This is a genomic window from Paraburkholderia sp. (genome assembly GCF_049581445.1).
Taxonomy (GTDB): domain Bacteria; phylum Pseudomonadota; class Gammaproteobacteria; order Burkholderiales; family Burkholderiaceae; genus Paraburkholderia.
In genome coordinates this window covers 1-20,223 of the sequence record NZ_JBAURZ010000164.1, presented here as the reverse complement: position 1 = coordinate 20,223, position 20,223 = coordinate 1, and the positions used below count along the sequence as shown (strand labels likewise).

18 protein-coding genes and 1 pseudogene are annotated in these 20,223 nt (G+C 60.6%); 12 read left to right on the top strand and 7 right to left on the bottom strand.

Annotation, left to right across the window (positions count from 1 at the left end; translation table 11 throughout):
• Positions 1–10 precede the first annotated feature (10 nt).
• From WCA85_RS15085 to WCA85_RS15070, 4 genes and pseudogenes are all read left to right on the top strand, one after another.
• On the top strand, positions 11–361 hold the full coding sequence (locus WCA85_RS15085) for a hypothetical protein (protein WP_424065151.1): 351 nt from the start codon (positions 11–13) through the stop codon (positions 359–361).
• Between the two features lie 82 nt (positions 362–443).
• Positions 444–1,453, top strand: a pseudogene (locus tag WCA85_RS15080) (hypothetical protein).
• 129 nt (positions 1,454–1,582) lie between these two features.
• Positions 1,583–2,008: a DUF3830 family protein gene (locus WCA85_RS15075; RefSeq protein WP_424065149.1), complete on the top strand. Its 426-nt coding sequence runs from the start codon at positions 1,583–1,585 to the stop codon at positions 2,006–2,008.
• Between the two features lie 193 nt (positions 2,009–2,201).
• Positions 2,202–3,419, top strand: a complete 1,218-nt coding sequence (locus WCA85_RS15070) for a sensor histidine kinase (protein ID WP_424065147.1) — start codon at positions 2,202–2,204, stop codon at positions 3,417–3,419.
• Between the two features lie 137 nt (positions 3,420–3,556).
• Here the strand turns inward: WCA85_RS15070 and WCA85_RS15065 are convergent, their stop codons facing one another.
• The 3 genes from WCA85_RS15065 to shiA form a co-directional block, all read right to left on the bottom strand.
• Positions 3,557–3,685 (bottom strand): MFS transporter small subunit, encoded by a 129-nt coding sequence (locus tag WCA85_RS15065; RefSeq protein WP_424065146.1) that lies wholly within the window; start codon positions 3,683–3,685, stop codon positions 3,557–3,559.
• A 10-nt stretch (positions 3,686–3,695) separates the two neighbouring features.
• A complete protein-coding gene (locus tag WCA85_RS15060; protein WP_424065145.1) occupies positions 3,696–5,099 on the bottom strand; it encodes an L-lactate MFS transporter in 1,404 nt (467 codons plus the stop codon).
• Between the two features lie 599 nt (positions 5,100–5,698).
• On the bottom strand, positions 5,699–7,015 hold the full coding sequence (gene shiA, locus WCA85_RS15055) for a shikimate transporter (RefSeq protein WP_424065143.1): 1,317 nt from the start codon (positions 7,013–7,015) through the stop codon (positions 5,699–5,701).
• 470 nt (positions 7,016–7,485) lie between these two features.
• Here shiA and WCA85_RS15050 point away from each other — a divergent pair, with 470 nt between their 5' ends.
• The 4 genes from WCA85_RS15050 to WCA85_RS15035 all read left to right on the top strand — a co-directional run bounded on the left by WCA85_RS15050 (position 7,486) and on the right by WCA85_RS15035 (position 11,098).
• The gene (locus WCA85_RS15050) at positions 7,486–7,725 is read left to right on the top strand and encodes a hypothetical protein (RefSeq protein ID WP_424065141.1); all 240 of its coding nucleotides are present in this window, start codon (positions 7,486–7,488) and stop codon (positions 7,723–7,725) included.
• Positions 7,726–7,728: 3 nt separating this feature from the next.
• Complete coding sequence (locus WCA85_RS15045; protein WP_424065140.1) at positions 7,729–8,421, top strand: GntR family transcriptional regulator; 693 nt, start codon at positions 7,729–7,731, stop codon at positions 8,419–8,421.
• A 377-nt stretch (positions 8,422–8,798) separates the two neighbouring features.
• Positions 8,799–10,046, top strand: coding sequence for a formyl-CoA transferase (gene frc, locus WCA85_RS15040; RefSeq protein ID WP_424065138.1), 1,248 nt, complete (start codon positions 8,799–8,801; stop codon positions 10,044–10,046).
• Between the two features lie 44 nt (positions 10,047–10,090).
• The gene (locus WCA85_RS15035; protein WP_424065136.1) at positions 10,091–11,098 is read left to right on the top strand and encodes an NAD(P)(+) transhydrogenase (Re/Si-specific) subunit beta; all 1,008 of its coding nucleotides are present in this window, start codon (positions 10,091–10,093) and stop codon (positions 11,096–11,098) included.
• 62 nt (positions 11,099–11,160) lie between these two features.
• On the opposite strand, the gene WCA85_RS15030 is transcribed toward WCA85_RS15035, so the two are convergent.
• Together WCA85_RS15030 and WCA85_RS15025 are read right to left on the bottom strand one after the other, a co-directional pair.
• A complete protein-coding gene (locus tag WCA85_RS15030) occupies positions 11,161–11,481 on the bottom strand; it encodes a hypothetical protein (RefSeq protein ID WP_424065134.1) in 321 nt (106 codons plus the stop codon).
• Positions 11,482–11,577: 96 nt separating this feature from the next.
• On the bottom strand, positions 11,578–12,525 hold the full coding sequence (locus tag WCA85_RS15025; RefSeq protein WP_424065132.1) for a LysR substrate-binding domain-containing protein: 948 nt from the start codon (positions 12,523–12,525) through the stop codon (positions 11,578–11,580).
• 234 nt (positions 12,526–12,759) lie between these two features.
• Between WCA85_RS15025 and oxlT the strand changes: the two genes are divergently transcribed.
• The gene (gene oxlT, locus WCA85_RS15020) at positions 12,760–14,091 is read left to right on the top strand and encodes an oxalate/formate MFS antiporter (RefSeq protein WP_424065130.1); all 1,332 of its coding nucleotides are present in this window, start codon (positions 12,760–12,762) and stop codon (positions 14,089–14,091) included.
• A gap of 18 nt (positions 14,092–14,109) precedes the next feature.
• A complete protein-coding gene (locus WCA85_RS15015; protein WP_424065129.1) occupies positions 14,110–15,054 on the top strand; it encodes a LysR family transcriptional regulator in 945 nt (314 codons plus the stop codon).
• 25 nt (positions 15,055–15,079) lie between these two features.
• Here WCA85_RS15015 and WCA85_RS15010 read toward each other — a convergent pair whose 3' ends face one another.
• Positions 15,080–16,057: a 2-dehydropantoate 2-reductase gene (locus tag WCA85_RS15010; protein WP_424065127.1), complete on the bottom strand. Its 978-nt coding sequence runs from the start codon at positions 16,055–16,057 to the stop codon at positions 15,080–15,082.
• Positions 16,058–16,528: 471 nt separating this feature from the next.
• On the opposite strand from WCA85_RS15010, the gene WCA85_RS15005 reads away from it, so the two are divergent.
• Both WCA85_RS15005 and WCA85_RS15000 read left to right on the top strand, forming a co-directional pair.
• Positions 16,529–17,887 (top strand): M23 family metallopeptidase, encoded by a 1,359-nt coding sequence (locus WCA85_RS15005; protein ID WP_424065126.1) that lies wholly within the window; start codon positions 16,529–16,531, stop codon positions 17,885–17,887.
• A gap of 388 nt (positions 17,888–18,275) precedes the next feature.
• Positions 18,276–19,685, top strand: coding sequence for a DUF2252 domain-containing protein (locus tag WCA85_RS15000; RefSeq protein WP_424065124.1), 1,410 nt, complete (start codon positions 18,276–18,278; stop codon positions 19,683–19,685).
• Positions 19,686–19,765: 80 nt separating this feature from the next.
• On the opposite strand, the gene WCA85_RS14995 is transcribed toward WCA85_RS15000, so the two are convergent.
• On the bottom strand, positions 19,766–20,223 hold a 458-nt coding region (locus tag WCA85_RS14995), incomplete at its 5' end, for an energy transducer TonB (protein ID WP_424065122.1).

Below are 20,223 nucleotides of genomic sequence, written 5' to 3'. Positions count from 1 at the left end.
GAAGCAGGATATGCAAACCCGCGAAGCCCGGCAGGAGCCGAGGACGATCGAAGCGAAGCACGAGAAGTATCCGCGCCTGATCGCAAGCTGCCAGGAACTTGAGCCGATGCCATGCGCAGTGGTTCATCCGTGCGACGAGAGTTCGCTGCGTGGTGCCGTGGATGCGGCACGGCAGGGCTTGCTGATTCCGATCCTCGTTGGTCCCGAGCAGAAGATCCGCGCGGTGGCTGCGGCTTGCGAACTGGATATTTCGGGTTATTCAATCGTCGACGCATCGCATAGTCACGAGTCCGCCGAGACTGCGGTGGCCGCGCCCTTTGCGCACTGGAAGAAGGCCCGGCCCGGCAAGGCCCTCGTGTGACGCGCGATGGCGTGGCGCGGAATGCGACGCAACGGCCAACGCGAAACGCGGCCTAAGCAATAAATCCATCCGAGGGGGCATCATGGAGTTCGTCAAGACGTTGCTTGAGGAACAGCCCATGTTCGCGCTGTTCCTCACGATTGCGATCGGCTACGTGGTGGGGGAAATCAACCTCAAGGGATTTTCGCTCGGTGTCGGGGCCGTTCTGTTCGTTGCGCTGGCAACAGGCTGGTTTGCGCCGAAGTCGGCGCCCGCGCCGATGGTCGGCACTCTGGGCCTCTCGCTGTTTCTGTATGCGGTGGGTGCGCAGTACGGAAAGCAGTTCTTTCTTGGCTTTAGCAGTGCGTATGGTCGGCGCGCAAATCTCATCGCGCTCGTGCTTCCCGGCACGCACATCGCGGTGGTCGTGCATGTGCGACGCGGCGATGCCGATCTACTGGCACGTCCGGGTCTCATTCTCGAGTACGGCGATCGCGTCGGCCTGCTGGCCAATCCGGCAGATTTCGGCGCCTTGCGCACGTTCTTCGGCAACTCGATCAAGGGCACCGCCGAGTTCAGCTACATCTCCATTGGCCTCGGCATGGCGCTCGGCTTTTCTGCTCGGCGCGGTCAGTATCCCGCTGCCGGGTGTGGGCAAGATCGGCCTGGGGTTATCAGGTGTGCTGATCGTCGCGCTGATTTTCGGAAAACTGCGTCGCACCGGCGGTTTGAACTGGACCGTCCCGCTGTCGGCCAATCTTGTTCTGCGCAATCTCGGGCTGACGCTGTTTCTCGCCCAGGTCGGCATGGCATCCGGCCCGAGGTTTGCCGCGACGGTCGCAGACGGGCCTGGAAATGCTCGGCCTCGGCGCGGTGATCCTGCTCGCGCTGTCAGTGCCGATCATTCTGCTGGGGCTGTTCGTGTGCCGCATGTCGTTCGATCAGGTAGCGGGCATCGTGGCCGGGGCCTGCGACAATCCGGCCATTCTGGCGTATGCCAACAAACTCGCGCCCACTGACGAACCGCACATCGGCTACGCGATGATTTTCCCCGGCATGACGATCATCAAAATCATCTTCGTCGACATCGCTCCCGCGTTCCTTGGACGCTGATGGCGTGGCACGGGCATAAACTGTCCTGACCGGTGGCGCCTGAACTGTATCTGTCGGCAGGGCTTATGTGCCGGAAGAATAGCGATCGGCCGACCATCCCGTTCAACCTGACAAAGCGGACTGACAACAATGACCCGACTTCGCATCACTTCATGCGGCCACGAATTCATCGCCGAAACCCATCCCGATGCACCGCAAACGGTGGCCGCTTTCCTGAAGCTCCTGCCGTATCGCCAGAAGCTGATACATGTGCGCTGGAGCGGCGAGGGCTGCTGGGTGCCATTAGGCGAGTTCAAGCTGGAAAACGACGGCAAGGCCGTGGGCTTTGAAAACCATACGAGCCATCCATCGGTGGGGGACATTCTGTTCTATCCGGGCGGCTACAGCGAAACGGAGATCATCCTCGCCTACGGGTCGTGCTGCTTCGCGAGCAAGATGGGGCAACTGGCTGGCAATCACTTCCTGACCGTGGTGGAAGGCAAGGAACGGTTGCGCGAGCTCGGCGTCAAGGTACTGTGGGAAGGCGCACAAGACGTGCTGTTCGAGCAGATCTGATCCGCAAAGCCTCTTCAGCGGGAACCGCCTGAAGCGTGCCCGAATCATCTGAGGTAACGAATCTGTCGCGCGCGAGGTTGGGCGAACGCGGGGCCACCCGTGATACGCTGGCGGAGCAGATCCGCTAGCGCGCTCGTGCGGGTTCGGGCGCGTGTTCACTTATCACATTCGTGGCGGCAGGCCCCAACCACCCATGCCCGATACGCAAGCACGACCGCTGCGCGCCTTTGCCAATCACCTGCGGGGCAATCAGGTCACTTTGACCGAGCGCTGGATGAAGGCGGTGTTTCACGACGCCGAACTGACTGAAGCAGATCGGCTGACTTACGAGCAGCTGTCGGATCACGTTCCGAATATCCTCGAAGAGATCTGCAGTGCGCTCGAAGACCAGGATTTCGACTCGGTTGAGCCGGCCATCGAACGTAACGCGCGCAAGCACGGCAAGCTGCGCTGGCGGCAAGGCTACCGGATCGACGAACTGGTGCGCGAGCTCGACCTGTTCCGTCAGATGCTGGCTGGCCAGATCGTCGAGTTCAGCGAATCGCGCCCGTGGTTCTCGCGGCGTCATGAGGAGCGAGCGCGGCACTTTATCGACGAGGCCGTGAGTTTCGTGACGCTGACCTCGATTCGCGAAGTGGTCACCGAGCGCGACCGTAAAATTGACGACTACACGGGGCGTCTTGAGCGCGCGAATCACGAGTTGACGCTCAAGCAGCGCCTGGTCGGCGATCTGTACGAGTCACGCATGCAGATCACCCGCAGTGTCGTGCATGACCTGCGCAATTTTCTCAATGTCTTTGCGATGGCGCTGCAGTTGATGGCGCGTGCACCCGCCAAGGTCGAGACCGCGCTTGCGCTTGCCAACCGGCAGGCCTCCGACATGAAGGCGCTGGTGGACGAACTGGTCGAGTACTCGGTCGTGCTCGGCGACACCAATCAGGTGGTGCTTGAGCGCTTTGATCTGCGCGAGCTGTTCGACGAACTGGTGGCGTCTTGCACTCCCACTATCGAAGCGAAGGGCTTGCGGTTGTTACATACGCTCGATGCGGGTATCGGCACGGTCGTGTCGAACCGGCTCAAGCTCAAGCAGGTCGCACTGAATCTGCTGACCAATGCGGCGAAATACACCAAGGTCGGCGAAGTCGAACTGAGCATGACGAAGCGCGGCGACAGCGAGTGGCTCCTGCGCGTGTCGGATACCGGCGTGGGCATCGGGGCGTCGGATCGGGAGCGGGTGTTCAGGGAATTCGAGCGCGCGACCGAGGAGGACGTTCCGGGCGCGGGTCTCGGGCTCGCGATCGTCCGTGAGCTGACCCGGGTGCTGGACGGGCAGATTCGTTTCGATTCGCATGAAGGCGAGGGCACGACGTTCGAGATCACGTTTCCGCTGGAGTTGCGAGGCCCGGAGTAAACACACGGTTGCTTCAACGAACAAGGCCCCACGCTGGTTTCAGCGTGGGGCCTTGTTCGTTGGGCGGCTGGTCTTGGATAAGCCCCAGCCTTGCCCGTCAGCGGTTCTACGACGTGCCGTAGAACACGTCGCGATGCCTAGCTAAACAGCTTCATCGCCTGCATCAGGGTATTGACGACACCCCATGCAAGCGGAATCAGGACATACAGCCAGAACACCGCGAGTTTGGCGGGAGAGGTGGACCGCGCAGTTTGAGTCGTGCTCATGTTGGACTCCTTATTGACCGCTATTGAGTTGTGCAGCGGTCATGTGATGTTTGTCGTCCACACGTTTGACCAGAAGATTGCAGACGAAGCCGATAACCAGCAGGACCGTCATGATGTGCACGGTCATTGTGTACGCGTCGGCCTTGGCGACGCCGTGTGCGACCTCATAGGCGCGGATGTAGTTCACCAGCGCCGGGCCGGCTACACCGGCTGCCGCCCATGCGGTCAGCAGGCGCCCATGAATGCCCCCCACGAAGGCGGTGCCGAACATGTCCGCCAGATACGCCGGCACCGTAGAGAAGCCGCCGCCGTACATGGACAGGATCACGCAATAGGCCAGCACGAACAGGGCTATCTGGCCAGACGCGGCGAAGCCCGGCACCAGGTAGTACAGCACGGCGCCGAGCGTGAAGAAAATGAAGTAGGTGTTCTTCCGGCCGATCCAGTCCGATGCCGAGGCCCACACAAAGCGTCCGCCCATGTTGAAGAGCGACAGCAACCCGACAAAGCCGGCCGCGGTTGCCGCGGTAACGGTGTTCTTGAAGCTCTCCTGAATCATCACCGACGCCTGGCCGAGAATGCCGATGCCGGCCGTCACGTTCAGGAACAGGACAAGCCAGATCAGATAGAACTGCGGCGTTTTCAGCGCCTGATCGATGTGCACGTGATTGCGCGTGATCATCTTGTTCTGGCTGGTCTCGGGCGGCGTCCAGCCAGCGGGCTTCCAGTCAGGAGGCGGCACGCGAATCGCGAGCGCGCCGATCGACATTGAGATGAAGTAGGCGATGCCCAGCACCACGAAAGTTTCCGCCACGCCGTTGCTGGTCGCGCTGCGGAAGTGATTCATCAGTGCGACGGAGAGCGGTGCGGCAATCATTGCGCCGCCACCGAATCCCATGATCGCCATGCCGGTTGCCATGCCGCGACGGTCGGGGAACCAGCGGATTAGCGTAGAGACCGGCGACACATAGCCAAGCCCGAGGCCAATGCCGCCAATCACGCCATAGCCGAGGTAGAGCAATACGATCTGATGGGTCGCCACGCCGAGCGCGGAGATGAGAAAGCCGCCGCCGAAACAGCACGCAGCGGTGAACATGGTGCGGCGCGGACCGACGCGTTCGAGCCACTTGCCCGCAAACGCCGCCGACAGTCCGAGGCACACGATTGCCAGCGAGAAGATCCAGCCGAGCGTCGTGAGCGACCAGTCGTCCGGCGCCGATTGGGTGATGCCGATCACTTTCGTCAGCGGCCCGTTGAACACCGAGAATGCGTACGCCTGGCCGATACACAGATGCACGGCGAGCGCCGCCGGCGGTACCATCCAGCGTGAGAAACCCGGCCCTGCGACAGTGGCCTGTTTGGAAAAGAAGGGAGCGGCGGCAGTATTGCCGCGCGGCCCGGAGATACTGCTCATGATCGGTCTCCTATCAGGGTTCTTGTCTGTTATCGGCGCTGACATGCCACGGCTTGATCCCCGACCGTGCAATTCGGCATGCTGCTCCGCGTCACGCAATATATGTTTTTGGATTTCATAAGACATGAGATCCAACGTGACTAACATGGGGCCATTGAGACGATAGGGTGCATGGAATGCATTCGCAATATGAGATGCAAATGCATAAGGTGTTCACCTGATCTCCCGGCGCGGGCGCGTAGGAGGAAAAGTGGTCATGGGTACGGCGATTGCGATGTGGCGGAATCGGCGTCTACACGCCTAGGTAGCGGCCTTAAGGGCTTTAGCGATTACGTTGTTTTCGCAGCATCGCGGTCGTTAGAGGAAACGTACCAATGCGGTTCAAGCATGCGAATGAAAAAATGCCGCACAAAGGCGGCATTCGGGTTTTAGCTTAGCATCAGGTGTTTAGCGCTCTGTGCTGAGTGCGCCAGTTGCTAAGCGTTAAACTTTAAACGCAAACAGCAGTCACCTGGCGGCAACGTAGATCGTCATGATTCAACTCTTGCCGCCTGGCGAGTCCAGGCGCTTCATTACGCGAGGCAAGCACTGAAGGCAGTTCACGCCGCGCGTCCCGTCTTCATGCGGGCAGCCACGAGCAGCGAAATCAGACAGCCCACGCCGAGATAAGCAGCCACCGGATGCCACGAACCACCCGCGAGGCTCACCAGCCCAACCGCGATGAACGGCGTAAAGCCGCCACCCACCACGCTCGCCACCTGATAACCAACGCCTGCGCCGCTGTAACGGAACTCGGTGCCGAACAACTCGGTGAACATCGGCTGTTGCACGCTCACGATCATGTCGTGGGCGACGTTGGCTAGCATCACCGCGAAGAACACGATCCATACCGTCGAACGAGCATCCAGCGCAAGGAAGAAAGGCAACGCGCTCAACATGCCGATCACCGCACCGATCATGTACACGTTACGGCGCCCATAACGGTCAGCAAGCCAGGCGAAGCAGGGAATCGTCACGCAGCTCAGCACGCCGACCAGCAAGCCGATGTTAAGGAAGAACGAACGCGGCATGCCGAGATTCGCGGTCGAATAGTTGAGCGCGAAGGCGGTCACGATATACATGGTGAACAGTTCCGCGAGGCGCAAGGCGATGATCAGCAGAAACGCCTTAGGGTTTTGCAACAGGGCTTCGACGATCGGCAGCCGGGCGCGTCGCTCGCCTTTTTCGACGACCTTCTCGACGAACTCCTTCGACTCTTGCATGCTCGAGCGAATCCACAGTGCGATCAGCACAAGCACCACGCTAAACAGGAACGGCAACCGCCAGCCCCAGGCGAGGAAAGTGGCGTTATCCATCGAGTGGCTGATGATCGACACCAGGCCCGTGGAAAGAATCAGCCCGACGCCGTATCCGACCTGCACGCCGCTGCTATAGAAAGCCTTCTTTTTCTCGGGCGCGCTTTCGCAGGCCATCAAGGCTGCGCCGCCCCATTCGCCACCGACCGCGAAGCCCTGAATGGCGCGCAGCGTCACCAGTAGTACCGGCGCCCACCAGCCAATGCGTGCGAAGGCGGGCAGCAAGCCGATCGCCGCGGTGGACAGACCCATCATCATCACCGTCAGCACCAGCATGCGCTTACGGCCAAGCCGGTCGCCGTAGTGGCCGAAGATGAAGCCGCCGAGTGGACGAAACAGGAAGCCGACGCCAAAGGTCGCGAAGGCTGCGAGCGTACCCATCGACGCACTGACTTGCGGAAAAAACTGAGTATTGAAAACGAGCGCGGCGACGATGCCGTATAGCAGGAAGTCGTACCAGTCGACGACGGCGCCGACAAAGCTGCCCAAGGCGGCCTTACGTGCCCTGCTTGCGTTCGTTCCTGAGTTGATGTGCGCGGATGCCGAAACTGCGGTGGTCATAACGTGTCTCCTCTATCTCTGGATCGCAGACTTGCTTCGCGGTGACTGCCGGGGTCCAATGACCGCCTGGCGCGCGAGATCCGCTGCAACATGTCCGCAGAATAGTGAGGTGGAGGAGCTTTAACAATCCGCGTTTGATGCCAATTGCGCGATTGGCGCACGGAAGTGCGCGGATAGCGCGCGTTTTCAGCGTTTACACCAAGCGACAGCGACGCATAGCGAAGCGTGCCCCGCTTTCTTTACGTCCGATCTGGCGGCAGTCGATCTGCCAGTGATACGCTCTGGTTCTTAGTGCGTGATATGGCTATTTTTCCTTCGGACGAGCATGAAAGCGCGTCGAAAGCCATGCCGCAAGAACAATCTCAAGAGAAAAAGCACAGCTCTTGATATACCAAATACAAAATATTGATTTTTGCGGCAATGCAGCATATGATTGAGCTATCTGATACCTCGATCATTCGGAGCTTCAAATGGATTTTGCTTCTCTTGCCCTGCTCGCTGTGGCTGTCGTGGGTTTAGGTTCAGCCGCTACAGTCCTGTTGACTCGCTGGATTCCCCAGCCGGTTGCCGAACTGGCTGAACAACACGGCCGCTTTGCCGGGCTGGGCGAAGAGGGTGGCGGTCCGGCTGTCCCGGCGGCGCCTTACGGCGGTCGCATGGGTGCGAAGGTTCAACAAGAGGCGATGAATGTCGTCAGAACTTCAAACTGAAGCATGGCTACACCTTTGACATTGACGTTGCAACCGATCGGCGCGAGCGCGAGCTTGCGCGATCAGGCCTATGCGATGCTGCGCCAGGCCATCGCGGATGCGGATATTTACGAGTCGCGCGAAGAGATCCGTCTGGATGAGCGCGTGCTGAGCGAGTCGCTGGGCGTGAGCCGCACGCCCGTTCGCGAAGCCATGACGCTGCTCGAACAGGAAGGCTTTCTGCGCATGGTGCCGCGCCGCGGTATCTATATCGTGCGCAAGAGCAAGCGTGAGATTGTCGAGATGATCCAGATGTGGGCGGCGCTCGAAAGCATGGCGGCGCGCCTTGCCACGCTGCACGCCACGGATGAGGAAATCGCCCGGCTGCGTCATATGTTCGACAATTTCCAGGATTCGACGCCGGCGGAACACATCGCCGAATACTCCGACGCGAACATTGCGTTCCATCAGGCCATCGTCGAGTTGTCGAAGTCGCAGATCATCCTCGATACGATCAAGAACATCTTTATTCATGTGCGGGCCATCCGACGCATGACCATCTCGCAGAGCGACCGTGCATCGCGCTCGATCGTCGATCACTTGCGCATCATTGAGGCGCTCGAGCAGCGCGACACTGAACTGGCCGAACGGCTCACGCGGCAGCATTCGCTGGATCTGGCTGCGTTCGTCGAAGCCAATTGCGACTTTCTGGATTGAACGTGCGTTGATTGCGGCTTGAAGGGCCTCGTGTGCGCCCGATTGGCTGAATGAGGAAAACGGAAGGGCTCGTGGCGTCAACGCCACGAGCCCTTTTTGCATGGCGCGTTGCGCTAACCACATCACGCCGCCGCACTTCAACCGATGAGCGCTCGCGATGGTCGGTGTTTTCCCTTGTTCCATGAGCCCGCGTTGACGCAATTTGCCCGCGAAAGCCCCACCCGTTGTGGCTTTCGGGCCAAGTCAGCGGAGCTCAAGGAGATTAAATTCCGACTTGCCTGAATGTGATATATCACATACCGTATCGATCAGAGCTTTGCGCCAGGCGCCAGGTAAGCCATCCAAAACGAAGACACGCGGACTCAAGGAGACGTGACATGGGCAGGGCACTCGACGGTGTGCGCATCCTCGATTTCACGCACGTGCAATCGGGTCCGACTTGCACGCAATTGCTGGCGTGGTTCGGTGCGGACGTGATCAAGGTGGAGCGCGCGGGCGCCGGTGACGTGACGCGTGAGCAGTTGCGCGATGTCCCCGACGCCGACAGCCTTTACTTCACGATGCTCAATCACAACAAGCGCTCGCTCACGCTGGATGCGAAGCACCCTGAGGGCAAACTGGTCCTGGAAGCATTGATTCAGACCTGCGATGTGCTGGTGGAAAACTTCGCACCCGGCGCGCTTGACCGCATGGGTTTCACATGGGAGCGCATCCAGGAACTCAATCCGCGGATGATCGTGGCTTCGGTCAAGGGTTTCGGTCCCGGTCCCTATGAAGACTGCAAGGTCTACGAGAACGTCGCTCAATGTGTGGGCGGTGCGGCCTCGACGACGGGCTTCGACGACGGTCCGCCGGTGGTGACCGGCGCGCAGATTGGCGACAGTGGCACGGGCCTGCATCTCGCACTCGGCATCGTCACCGCGCTCTATCAGCGTACGCAAACCGGGCGTGGCCAAAAGGTGCTCGCAGCGATGCAGGACGGTGTGCTGAACCTGTGCCGGGTCAAGCTGCGTGATCAGCAGCGCCTTGAGCGCACTGGCGTGATGAAGGAATATCCGCAGTATCCAAACGGCACATTTGGCGAAGCCGTCCCGCGTGCGGGCAACGCATCTGGCGGCGGCCAGCCTGGCTGGATCCTGAAGTGCAAGGGCTGGGAGGCGGACCCCAATGCATACATCTACTTCATCGCCCAGGCGCCCGTGTGGAAGAAGATCTGCAATGTGGTCGGCAAGGAAGAATGGGCGACCCATCCGGACTACGCTACACCCGCTGCCCGACTGCCGCATTTGCAAGAGATCTTCGCTGAAATCGAACGCTGGACGATGACGCGTACCAAGTTTGAGGCAATGGAGACGTTTAACAAATACGATATTCCGTGCGGGCCGATTCTCTCGATGAAAGAAATCGCCGAGGAGCCGTCACTGCGCAAGACCGGCACCATTGTCGAAGTGGATCATCCGGTTCGTGGCAAATATCTGACGGTTGGCAATCCTATCAAACTGTCGGACAGCCCGACCGAGGTCAAGCGTTCGCCTCTGCTGGGTGAACATACCGACGAGGTCATGACGGAGCTCGGTTATTCGGAGCAGCAGATCAGCGCATTGCGCGCGGCCGGTGCGATCTGAGCGAATCTGTGAGCATGTAGGACTGCACTCGTGAAGGAGTGGAAATGCCGGACGTAGCAGGTGACGCCGTATGGTTAGGAGGAAGTTTTCTGCTTGCCGTGATGCTTGCGGCTGTACTGGTCGGCGTCGCCCAGTTGACGATGATGTCCCGGCCGCTGGATACCATGGGAAACGCGGTGGGCAACGCGGGCGGTAGCGGACCTTGGCGTGAGATGCTGGTCACTGCGACGCTCACGGCACTACTTGCAGCTGGCGCGGGTGCGGCGGCGCAGGTGATAGCGGCCGCGATCGCCGGCGCGGTGCTCGGCACGCGTCTCGTGCGCAGGCGCGACCTCACCCGTAGGCCGCGTCTCATGGCGCTGTTAGGCGGTGCAGTGGGATGCGCTGCCATATGCACGGGCTTTGCGCGGTTTCTGGCGTCCACGGTCTATGCGGACATTGAGCGCGTCGAGCTTTACGTCGCTGTGTTTATCGGCGCCTCGATTTTCGCCGCGTCGGCAGTTGCGTGGTTCAGGTTACGGGGTGTGCTGGACGTGCGGGCCGCCGTGCATCCGGGCGCTGGAGTAGTCAACCTGACGGCGTTCGTGCTCTGCATCTGGCTTGGTTATGGCTTCGTGACCGAGCACGCGCTGCGGTTCGGCGTGGCAGTGTTGCTAGCGATGAGCGTGCTTGCCGCCGCATTGGGGGCGCACGTCACGATGAACGCCGCAGGGAATCGTCCGCGTGCGGGATGCGGCGGACCACAAGGCCAACGCTCGCAAAGGCGCTGTGGCGTGCCGCCCGGCTGTGCTTTGCACGAATGTATCGAGTGGCCCGACGAGCAATTGCAGGCCTTGCTTGACGATGACTTCGCACAATTGTGGTCGCTGGCGGACGTTAAACAGGACCCTGCATTTGCCACTTGGTTCGACGCCTCGTTGACCGTTCGTCGCAGCGGTGCCTGGCGTCCGGGCCGCAGCATGCGCGAGGGTGTCGCGTGGCGCTATCGCGGCCGTGGCCGTGTGCTGCAAAGGGAGAGGATGGCGCGTCTGTCAGCGCGCGCCGCGCTTTGAGTCGAAGCGATCAAACGAAGAAGACCCGACAAGAAGCACTTTGCCGGGTCGTAAGGAGGGCATCAAGCTTCGCTGCCAGAAGCGCCTAACGGCGCGAATTCGCAGAAGTATTGAGTCTTCTTGTGCAGGATGAGCTGCGCAAGAAACTCGGCATCGTAAGCCCTGTGAAGGTGCGCGTGGTGGCGCTCGATGTAGGCAGTGATGCGCGCGACTTCGCTTTTGAATTCGTTAAGCGCGTCGAGCGTGTGACGGTCCCAGCGAAACCGCAGGCCAAGGTCGCTAAAGGCAGCATTGTAGGCGCTCAGATGAGCGTCGTCTGGAGTGGCCGGGGCAACGCGGACAGGGCGCGCGCTGACATGCGGGGCAAGCGAAGCGTGATTCATGATCGGACTCCTACGCAAATGAGTGAGTGGGCTCGACTCAAGAATAGGACCGGCGATCGATTAACAATAGTTAAAGTTTTATTGGAAATCCATAGATTAAAGCTTATGGACGCTCAACTCTCTGACGCGGGTGATTTTCTCGATCAGATCCGCGCCTTCCTCCATCAGGAAGCGCTTGAAGGCGACGGCAACCGGGGGAAGGCGCTTATTCTTGCGATGCACGACGTACCAGTTGAGCATCAGCGGAAAACCTTCGACGTCCAGTACGGCAAGGTTGCCTACCTGCAATTCCAGGCTGATGGTGTGTGCAGACAGGAAAGCGATACCCATCCCGGCAATCACAGCCTGCTTGATAGTTTCTGTGCTCTTGATCTCCATCGCGATCTTGAGGTTGGCGAGCCGCCCGGCGAAGCCTTCTTCCATCGAATTCCAGGTATCCGAGCCACGCTCGCGAACGATGAAGGCTTCGTTCGCCAGTTGGTTCATCTTGATGTTGCGCTTGCGGGCAAGCGGATGGTTCGGCGCCGCTACGATCACGTACGGATGCGGCGCAAACACCTCGTTGGTCGTGTCCATTTCGCTGGGCGGGCGCACCATCACCGCGAGATCGGTCTGGTTGCTGGTTAGCTGGTGCAACAGTTCCTCACGGTTGTGCACGGCGAGATTGAGTGTGACGCCCGAATAGCGCCGCGTGAATTCGGCGAGAACACGTGGAAAGAAATAGTCGCCGGCGCTAATCACCGCGACATTGAGCTTGCCGCCGGAGACGCCCTTGAGTTGACTCATCGCTTCGTCCACTTCGTGGAACTGCTGGATGATCGTGCGGCTGTAGTGAAGCATCTCGGTGCCGGCGGGTGTCAGATAGATTTTCTTGCCGAGTTGTTCGAAGAGGGGCAGGCCGGCGTGTTCTTCAAGCTGGCGCACCTGGGTGGAGACGGCGGGTTGTGTCAGATGCAGTTCTTCGGCCGCGCGCGAAAAACTCAGATGGCGCGCAACCGTCTCGAAGACTTTCAGTTGGCGAAGGGTCGCGTTTCTCATCGTCATGGCCGATGTATAAACGATCGTGAATCAAAATAATAACAAACTTTAATTATTCCTAATTCAGCAATCACCCTAGTATGCAATCTGTAAGAAGTGGATCGCGGACGGATCACGGCGCGGTAACGCGGCGCACATAAAAACGACGACAAGGGCGTTCAGGTCGCAACAAAAAGGCGGGACGCATACGGACGCGGCGTAAAGGCCGGCTGTTCAATACAAACGGCGGAGACGAGGCGCATGGACGAGATCACTCAGCAAGCATCGGCGCGTGCCGCTGGCGCGAATCGCTGGTGCCAGCTCATCATCGGTATGGTGTGCATGGCGCTGGTGGCAAACCTGCAATACGCGTGGACGCTGTTCGTGACGCCAATGAATACCAAACACCATTGGGGCGAAGCCTCCATCCAGCTCGCGTTTTCAATCTTCATACTGACTGAAACCTGGTTGGTGCCGATTGAAGGCTGGCTCGTCGACAAGTTTGGACCACGACCTGTTGTGGCGGGCGGCGCAATCTGCGCGGGTCTTGCGTGGGTGCTCGATTCCTATGCGACGTCCTTGTCGCAACTCTATATCGCGGCGGTCATCGCGGGCGTCGGCGCGGGTTGCGTATATGGCACTTGCGTGGGCAATGCGCTGAAGTGGTTCCCCGACCGGCGTGGCCTCGCGGCAGGACTCACCGCCGCCGGCTTCGGCGCGGGTGCGGCGGTCACGGTCATTCCAATTGCCGGCATGATTGTACGTTCGGGTTATGAGCAAGCCTTCTTCGTGTTCGGCATCGTGCAGGGTGTAGGCATGCTTGGACTGGCGATGTTCCTGAAGAAGCCCGCTCCGCGTCCGGCGGCGATCCCGAACCGGAAGTTAGCCATGACCAAGGTCGATTACACACCAGCGCAAATGATCAAGACGCCTGTGTTCTGGGTGATCTATGTCTGTTTCGTGGCGGTGGCCGCAGGCGGTCTGATGGCGACCGCGCAGATCGGCCCGATTGCAAAAGACTGGGGGCTTGCGCGCATTCCCATGACCATCTTCGGCATGACCTTGCCGCTATTGACGGCGACCCTGTCGATCGACAATATCTGCAACGGCTTTACCCGCCCGCTATGCGGTTTCGTCTCCGACAAGATCGGCCGCGAAAACACGATGTTCATCATCTTTATCGGCGAGGGGCTGGCGTTACTTGGACTGATGCAATACGGTAGCAACCCGTATGCGTTCATGACCTTCGCCGCGTTGATCTTCCTGTTCTGGGGCGAGATCTTCTCGATCTTCCCCGCGATTTGCGCCGACACGTTCGGCAGCAAATATGCTGCCGCCAACGCTGGCACGCTGTACACCGCAAAGGGCACAGCTTCGTTACTGGTGCCGCTTGCCTCGGTGCTGTCTGCCACGGGCGGCTGGAATCTGGTGTTTATCGTCTCGGCGGTCGTGACCATCGCCGCTGCCGTCTCCGCGAAGTTTATTCTCGCGCCGATGCGCTCGCGCTGGATCGGCGCACACAATCAGCCCGCGGCGATCAACGCGAACGGTCCCTCGCGGATCAGTCACTGGCCGGAGCAGACAGGTGAATAGAGGGCGCAGGATCTGGCGATGAATGTCTCGTTGCATCAACTCAAGGTGTTCGTTGCTGTCGCGCGCGAGCGCAGTTTTACGCGTGCCGCGCGCGAGTTCGATCTGACGCAGTCGGCGGTAAGCCGCTGCGTGCGCGAGCTCGAAGATGCACTCGAACTGAAACTGTTCGATCGCACCACACGCCAGGTAGAACTGACAACCGCCGGGACGAGTCTCGAGCGCCGCATTACCCGGCTTCTCGACGAAATCGATCTGACCTTGCGTGAAGAGCGCGTCGCCTATGAGGGGCATACCGGTATGGTCGTGTTGGCGAGCACGCCGGTGCTGTCATCCAGTTGGGTGCCGGGTGGGCTTGCACGTTGCGACGCTGCCTTTCCCGATCTGAATGTCTCCGTTCGGGATCAGCCGCACGCTGCGGTGTTGGCGAGCATCGAGCATGGTGAAGTCGATTTCGGTGTGGTGCTGGACGCACACGTCCCTTTGACCGATTCGTTGCACGCGCAAGTGGTTTTCACCACTGCGTTGCGTGCTGTGCTGCCCGTGGATCATCCGCTGGCGGCTGTTCCCGTCTTACGCTGGGAAGCCCTCAACGATCAGCCGCTCGTGATCCTCAATGCGGAGGCGGGTGGTCGCGCAGCGGTCGAACGTGCATTGAGTGCGCATGGCGTGCGCTCGCGCGCCGTGCAGGAGTTGAGTCATCCAGCCGCTGTGCTGCGGATGGTTGAGTTAGGACTTGGAGTGGGCGTCTTGCCAGGAGATATTCACGGGATGTCGGCTTCGGCACGGCTCGTTGCGCGGCCGTTGTTGCCTGAGGTGAAGCTCATGGCCATGCTGGTGCGACGCCGTCAACGTTCGCTCAGGCCAAACGCCGCTGCGGCTTGGGCACAATTCGCGGCGACAGAGGCGGCGCTGGAGATGACGACCGGGCCGACACGGCCCGATCTCCACGTTGCTCAGTCGTAGCGAAGCCAGCAAACCACCGCCGAGCTCATGCGCCTTGGAGCGCCATGCGTTCGCGCAGTTTCACCAGCGCGAGCACCACATCGATGGCTGGCGTTGGTTCGCCCACCAGACGCCCCATTTCCTGGACTACGGTCAGCAAGGGATCGATTTCCATCGGACGGCGGTTTTCCAGGTCGACGAGGGTCGAAGTCTTGTGCGCGCCGACTGCGCCGGCGCCATCGATACGCTTCTCGACATCGACGCGAAAATGGACACCGAACTGATCGGCAATACGCTTCGCTTCAAGCATCATCGTGCGCGAGACGCCACGCGTTCCCGGATCGCTGGTCAGCACGTCGAGCGTTGCATGCGTCAGGGCGCTAATCGGGTTGAAGCATAAGTTACCCCACAGCTTGAGCCAGATTTCGTCGCGGATATTGTCGCGCACCGGTGCTTCGAAACCCGCTGCCTGCATGATCTCGTGAAGTTGCTGGATGCGCGGCGTGCGCTCACCGCTCGGCTCGCCGATGGGAAATTTTTTGCCGTACACGTGTTTGATCACGCCCGGCTCGACAATCTCCGCAGCGGGGTAGAGCACGCATCCTATGGCCCGTTCGGGACCGAAGCGGGTCCACTGCGAGCCATCGGGATCGATGCTCGACAGGCGCGTGCCCGCGAATTTGCCGCCGTGCTGATAGAAGTACCAGTAGGGAATGCCGTTGACGCCCGTCACGATGGCGGTGTGTCTGCCAAGCAGGGGCTGCATCGAATCGACGACGCCTGGCAGCGAGTGCGCCTTGAGCGTCACGATCACATAATCCTGCACGCCGAGTTCGCGTGGGTCCGAGGTACAGCGCACTGGTGCGCTGTACGATTCGCCGTCCATCAGCAAACGCGCGCCGTGTTCGCGCATTGCGGCCAGATGCGCGCCGCGCGCGACGAAACTCACGTCGGCGCCCGCTCGCGCGAGCTGTACGCCCAACAGGCCGCCAATCGCGCCCGCTCCGAAGATACAGATCTTCATGGTGCTCACCCTATAACAATGAAAACCGCTTGCCCGGCGACACAGACTCAGGGCCACGGTTTTGAGGATAGGGGGTGGGTACGATTGAGGATAGTTAAAGTTTATGCCATAAAGCATTCAGGATTGTTTATGGTCGGACGGCGATCAGATCGCAGGATCAGGTGTGCAGGGCACGAACAGCACGTCAAAGTTAGAACTTGTCCTATATATGTGTCATGTCACCGTCAGTACACTAAGGTCTCCTGTTGCCGGGCTACGCGGTTAGATGCCTTGATCTTTCAACAAGATCGCAAGTGCATCTGCTCCGTTTCGCTGCCAAGCGTCCAAGTACCATCGTTGATGCCCCGCAGCCTTCTGTTTCGACTGCGAGATCTATACGTGATGTGGCTATTTCTACGTACTATCCTCGCGCATGAACAGGCCACTTTCACTGATACGAGCCGTCAGGCTCCGTTAAAACGCAAATCCCAGATGCGCGTTGCCGCTAGCGCGTTGGCGCTGGGCAGCGTGTTCGTCGTGCTGGCCGGACCGGCCGCGTCGGGTGCCGCGTCGAGGACGTTGAACGGGACGACTACGGCTGTCCCCAGCGGCTTTGCAGTGAAGCGGACCCTGATCAACGCGCAACCTTTTTCCCTGCACACACCGGAGCAGTTGCATGCTGTCGACCCGTCGCTGGTCTCTGTGATGCATGCCGTTTCGGATCCAGGTACAAGCGGCTCCATTCTGCGCAGCGAGTTGCAGACTCGACCGCCAGTAGTACTGTCTATCGCGGAGCCGGTCCTCGTGTCGATGTGCCGCGTCGACCCTTCCATTTGCGTCCCGCCTGCGGCGGCGAGCGAGTCTTCGAGCGCTCACAGCTCAATGAGTGAGTGGGCAGGACGGGTCACGGGCGTCGGAGCCAGTGCGTCTGCGCGGCGTGTGATAGCGGCTGGCGGTTCGCTGGCCGATGCAGCGCCGCTCGTTTTGCCAGGCACGTTGGCCGATACCCACGGCGGATCCTATGCAGGACAGATCAAAGGCAGCTTGCGCAATGCATTGGCCGCTGCAGGATTGCCAGCGGATCTGGCTGCGCAGGTGAACCGTATCTTCGCTAGTCGGCTGGACGCGACGACGCCTGCCCGGACGGGCGACAGCTACCGCGTGATCTACGAACTGGACGGGCGAGATCAATCCGGGGCACCGCGGCGCCGCGTGAGCTCGGTCGAGATCCGGTTGGCGGGTCAGACTTACCGTGCGGTCTGGTTTGTCGCACCGGGACGTTCGACGGGCGATTACTACTCGTTCGACGGCTCGCGTCTGAGGGCCGAACCTTTTGCCATGCCTTTGAACTTTGCCCGCATCAGCTCGCCGTTTGGTTATCGTATCCATCCTGTGACTGGCGTTCGTATATTGCACACCGGCGTGGACCTCACGGCCGCTGTGGGTACGCCGGTTGTCGCCGCGTCGGACGGCGTCGTGCAGTTCGTCGGCGTCGATAGCGGTTACGGCAAGCACGTGGTGTTGCGGCACGCGCAGGGCTACACGAGCTACTATGCGCATCTGTCAAGCTTCGCCAACGGGCTGCGGGTCGGGGCGCATGTGAGTCAGGGGCAGCGTGTGGGCGCGGTTGGGCAGACGGGCGTCACGACCGGCCCGCACCTGCACTTCGAAGTGCGCCTGAACAACCGGCCCACCGATCCGCTCCCGCTGACAAACCGCAACGTCGCAACGTTGCTGGCCGCTCCGCAGCGAGCGGTGTTCGATCGCATCGCGGGCGAGGCGCGCGAGCAACTGGCCGCACTGCCGGTCGAGAGGTGCACCGCGTCGAACTCACCACCGGCGCGGTTTTGACCGCTCACCGAATGGACAACGTGATAAGCGCATGACGAGGTTCATCAACTGGCAATCCTGATGGTTAGGGCTCGCGTCCAATGTTGACCAACCGGCTCTATGTAATCGATATCAGCACGGTCGCGGAGCTCGGACAGCCAGCACGGCGATCTTCTACCCCGGCGCCTGGCGCAGTGTCTTTGCGGGTATGCGTTACGGGTTTCGAGGCCCGAGCGCACTTGCGCAGGCGTGCGCCGCACGATTTAATACGGCATCGCGATGGCGCTCGCCAGCGTGGCAGTAAGGCGGTCTTCGAAGAACATAACAAACAGCGCAGCGCCGGCGGGATCGGCGCGTCCGTCCGGTGCCTGCACCCGCCGGCTAGCGTGTCACCATAACGGAGAAGAGCATGAAAGCCAGCACCATCGCGGAACGGGAAGCCAGAGGCCGGGCGGCGCGTGAGCATTCGAAGCGGTCCAGTCATCGCGTGCTGGGTGAATTGCACCGTAACGCGGTCGATCTGCTCAAGCAAAGCAGCGAAGGGCGGGTCGAGAAGCTAGTGCCGCTGCGCTATGGCCGCATGGCTGTATCGCCGTTTACGTTTTTTCGCGGCGGCGCGATCCTCCAGGCTCACGATCTGGGCCGCATACCTGACACTGGCCTTGTGATGCCGATCTGCGGCGACGGTCATCTGATGAACTTCGGCGGCTTCGCCACGCCTGAACGGCAACTCGTGTTCGACCTGAACGATTTCGACGAAGTGGCGCTTGGCCCGTTCGAATGGGATCTCAAGCGCCTCACCGCGAGCCTGGTGGTCGCCGCGCGGCACATGCGCCTGAGCCGCGGCGTCGCCAGCGATCTCGTGATGACCGCCGTGACCGAATACCGTGACCGCATGCTGCAGTATGCACAATCCAGTGCGCTGGAGCTCTGGTACGAGCGCATCACGTTCGAACGAATGGCCGAAACAGCGCTCACGCCCGAACGCCGTCGAACCGTCCGACGTGCCATGGAGAAAGCCGCCAGCCGGACGCACGAAAGCATGCTCGAGAAGATGTGTGAGCACGTCGGCGATCATCTGGTCATGCGCGACCAGCCGCCAGGGCTCTTTCACGTGCATGGCGCCAACAGCTTGTTCGAGGCCGAGGACGACTGGTTCAGGATGGGTGACTGGCGCAAGCTCATCGGCCCGATGTACGGCGAATTCCTGAAGACGCTCTCGCATGACCGGCGCGAACTGCTCAGCCATTTTTCGGCGCAGGATCTGGTGTTCAAGGTCGTGGGTGTCGGCAGCGTGGGCACCCGTTGCCTCGTACTGCTGATGACCGATCACATGGGTAAGCCGCTGTTTCTGCAGATCAAGGAGGCGCGCCAGTCAGTGATTGCCCAGTATTTCAAGGCGCCGATCTTGCATCACGACGGCGAACGCGTGGTGCGCGGGCAGCGCGTGCTGCAGGCCGCGAGCGACATTTTCCTCGGCTGGGCGACGGGACCGTCCGGCCGTCATTTCTATTTCCGGCAATTGCGCGACATGAAGCTGTCGGCGAATATTGAACTGTTCGATAACGACCTGCTGCTGGGCTACGCGAAGCTGTGCGGCTGGGTAATGGCGCGGGCGCACGCCAAAGCAAGCGGCCAGGCTATCGAGATTGGCGCCTATATTGGCCGTGGCGACCAGTTTGCCGAAGCGCTGACCGAGTACGCGTTCGCTTGCGCTGATCAGGTGGAGCGCGACTACGATGCGTTTCTGAAAGCTTGTCGCAGTGGCGAGCTCGAGGCGCGCACGGACGAGGACATGGCTGCGGATTTTCGGGTCTAGTCTTTAGTGAAGCGTCCTCCCGGTGGTGATCGCTTGTGAGTGTACGTGTGCGTGCATCAGTTCACCGGCGGCCTTGCTGGTCAGCTTACCGAGAAGTGCACGCGCACGTCCTGGTCGCTGTCCACGGGACGGCCGTTTTCCATGGCCGGGAAGAAGCGCCAGCGGTGCAGCGTCTCCAGCAGGATCTGGTTGAGCCGTGGATTTTGTGTGGGCTTGACCAGTTCGACTTCAACGCTGCCGTCAGCATGAATCCTGAAGTGCGCGATGGCCGTGAGCTGATAGCCCTGTTCGCGCAGATCGTCGGGTAGCACGGGCATGGGTTGCGAGAGCAAGCGTGCTTGTGTGTTGCCTGATGTGGGCGAAGGCGGCGCGTTGGACGATGTTGAGGTTGAAGGCTTGCTGGAGGTGTCAGGCGTGGCGAGCGCTGCCGCGGTTTGTGATGACGGCGCGGCCGGTTCCTCGTGCTGATCGGGTGTTGCCGGTGCGGCGAGATGTTGCTGGACGGCCTCGCGGAGAGGGGACGCGGGCGGTGCTTGAC

Bases quoted from the DNA above. Each gene is read 5' to 3' on its own strand.
- WCA85_RS15085 (WP_424065151.1), top strand. From the start codon at position 11: ATGCAAACCCGCGAAGCCCGGCAGGAGCCGAGGACGATCGAAGCGAAG.
- WCA85_RS15075 (WP_424065149.1), top strand. From the start codon at position 1,583: ATGACCCGACTTCGCATCACTTCATGCGGCCACGAATTCATCGCCGAA.
- WCA85_RS15070 (WP_424065147.1), top strand. From the start codon at position 2,202: ATGCCCGATACGCAAGCACGACCGCTGCGCGCCTTTGCCAATCACCTG.
- WCA85_RS15065 (WP_424065146.1), bottom strand. From the start codon at position 3,685: ATGAGCACGACTCAAACTGCGCGGTCCACCTCTCCCGCCAAACTCGCG.
- WCA85_RS15060 (WP_424065145.1), bottom strand. From the start codon at position 5,099: ATGAGCAGTATCTCCGGGCCGCGCGGCAATACTGCCGCCGCTCCCTTC.
- shiA (WP_424065143.1), bottom strand. From the start codon at position 7,015: ATGACCACCGCAGTTTCGGCATCCGCGCACATCAACTCAGGAACGAAC.
- WCA85_RS15050 (WP_424065141.1), top strand. From the start codon at position 7,486: ATGGATTTTGCTTCTCTTGCCCTGCTCGCTGTGGCTGTCGTGGGTTTA.
- WCA85_RS15045 (WP_424065140.1), top strand. From the start codon at position 7,729: ATGGCTACACCTTTGACATTGACGTTGCAACCGATCGGCGCGAGCGCG.
- frc (WP_424065138.1), top strand. From the start codon at position 8,799: ATGGGCAGGGCACTCGACGGTGTGCGCATCCTCGATTTCACGCACGTG.
- WCA85_RS15035 (WP_424065136.1), top strand. From the start codon at position 10,091: ATGCCGGACGTAGCAGGTGACGCCGTATGGTTAGGAGGAAGTTTTCTG.
- WCA85_RS15030 (WP_424065134.1), bottom strand. From the start codon at position 11,481: ATGAATCACGCTTCGCTTGCCCCGCATGTCAGCGCGCGCCCTGTCCGC.
- WCA85_RS15025 (WP_424065132.1), bottom strand. From the start codon at position 12,525: ATGACGATGAGAAACGCGACCCTTCGCCAACTGAAAGTCTTCGAGACG.
- oxlT (WP_424065130.1), top strand. From the start codon at position 12,760: ATGGACGAGATCACTCAGCAAGCATCGGCGCGTGCCGCTGGCGCGAAT.
- WCA85_RS15015 (WP_424065129.1), top strand. From the start codon at position 14,110: ATGAATGTCTCGTTGCATCAACTCAAGGTGTTCGTTGCTGTCGCGCGC.
- WCA85_RS15010 (WP_424065127.1), bottom strand. From the start codon at position 16,057: ATGAAGATCTGTATCTTCGGAGCGGGCGCGATTGGCGGCCTGTTGGGC.
- WCA85_RS15005 (WP_424065126.1), top strand. From the start codon at position 16,529: ATGCGCGTTGCCGCTAGCGCGTTGGCGCTGGGCAGCGTGTTCGTCGTG.
- WCA85_RS15000 (WP_424065124.1), top strand. From the start codon at position 18,276: ATGAAAGCCAGCACCATCGCGGAACGGGAAGCCAGAGGCCGGGCGGCG.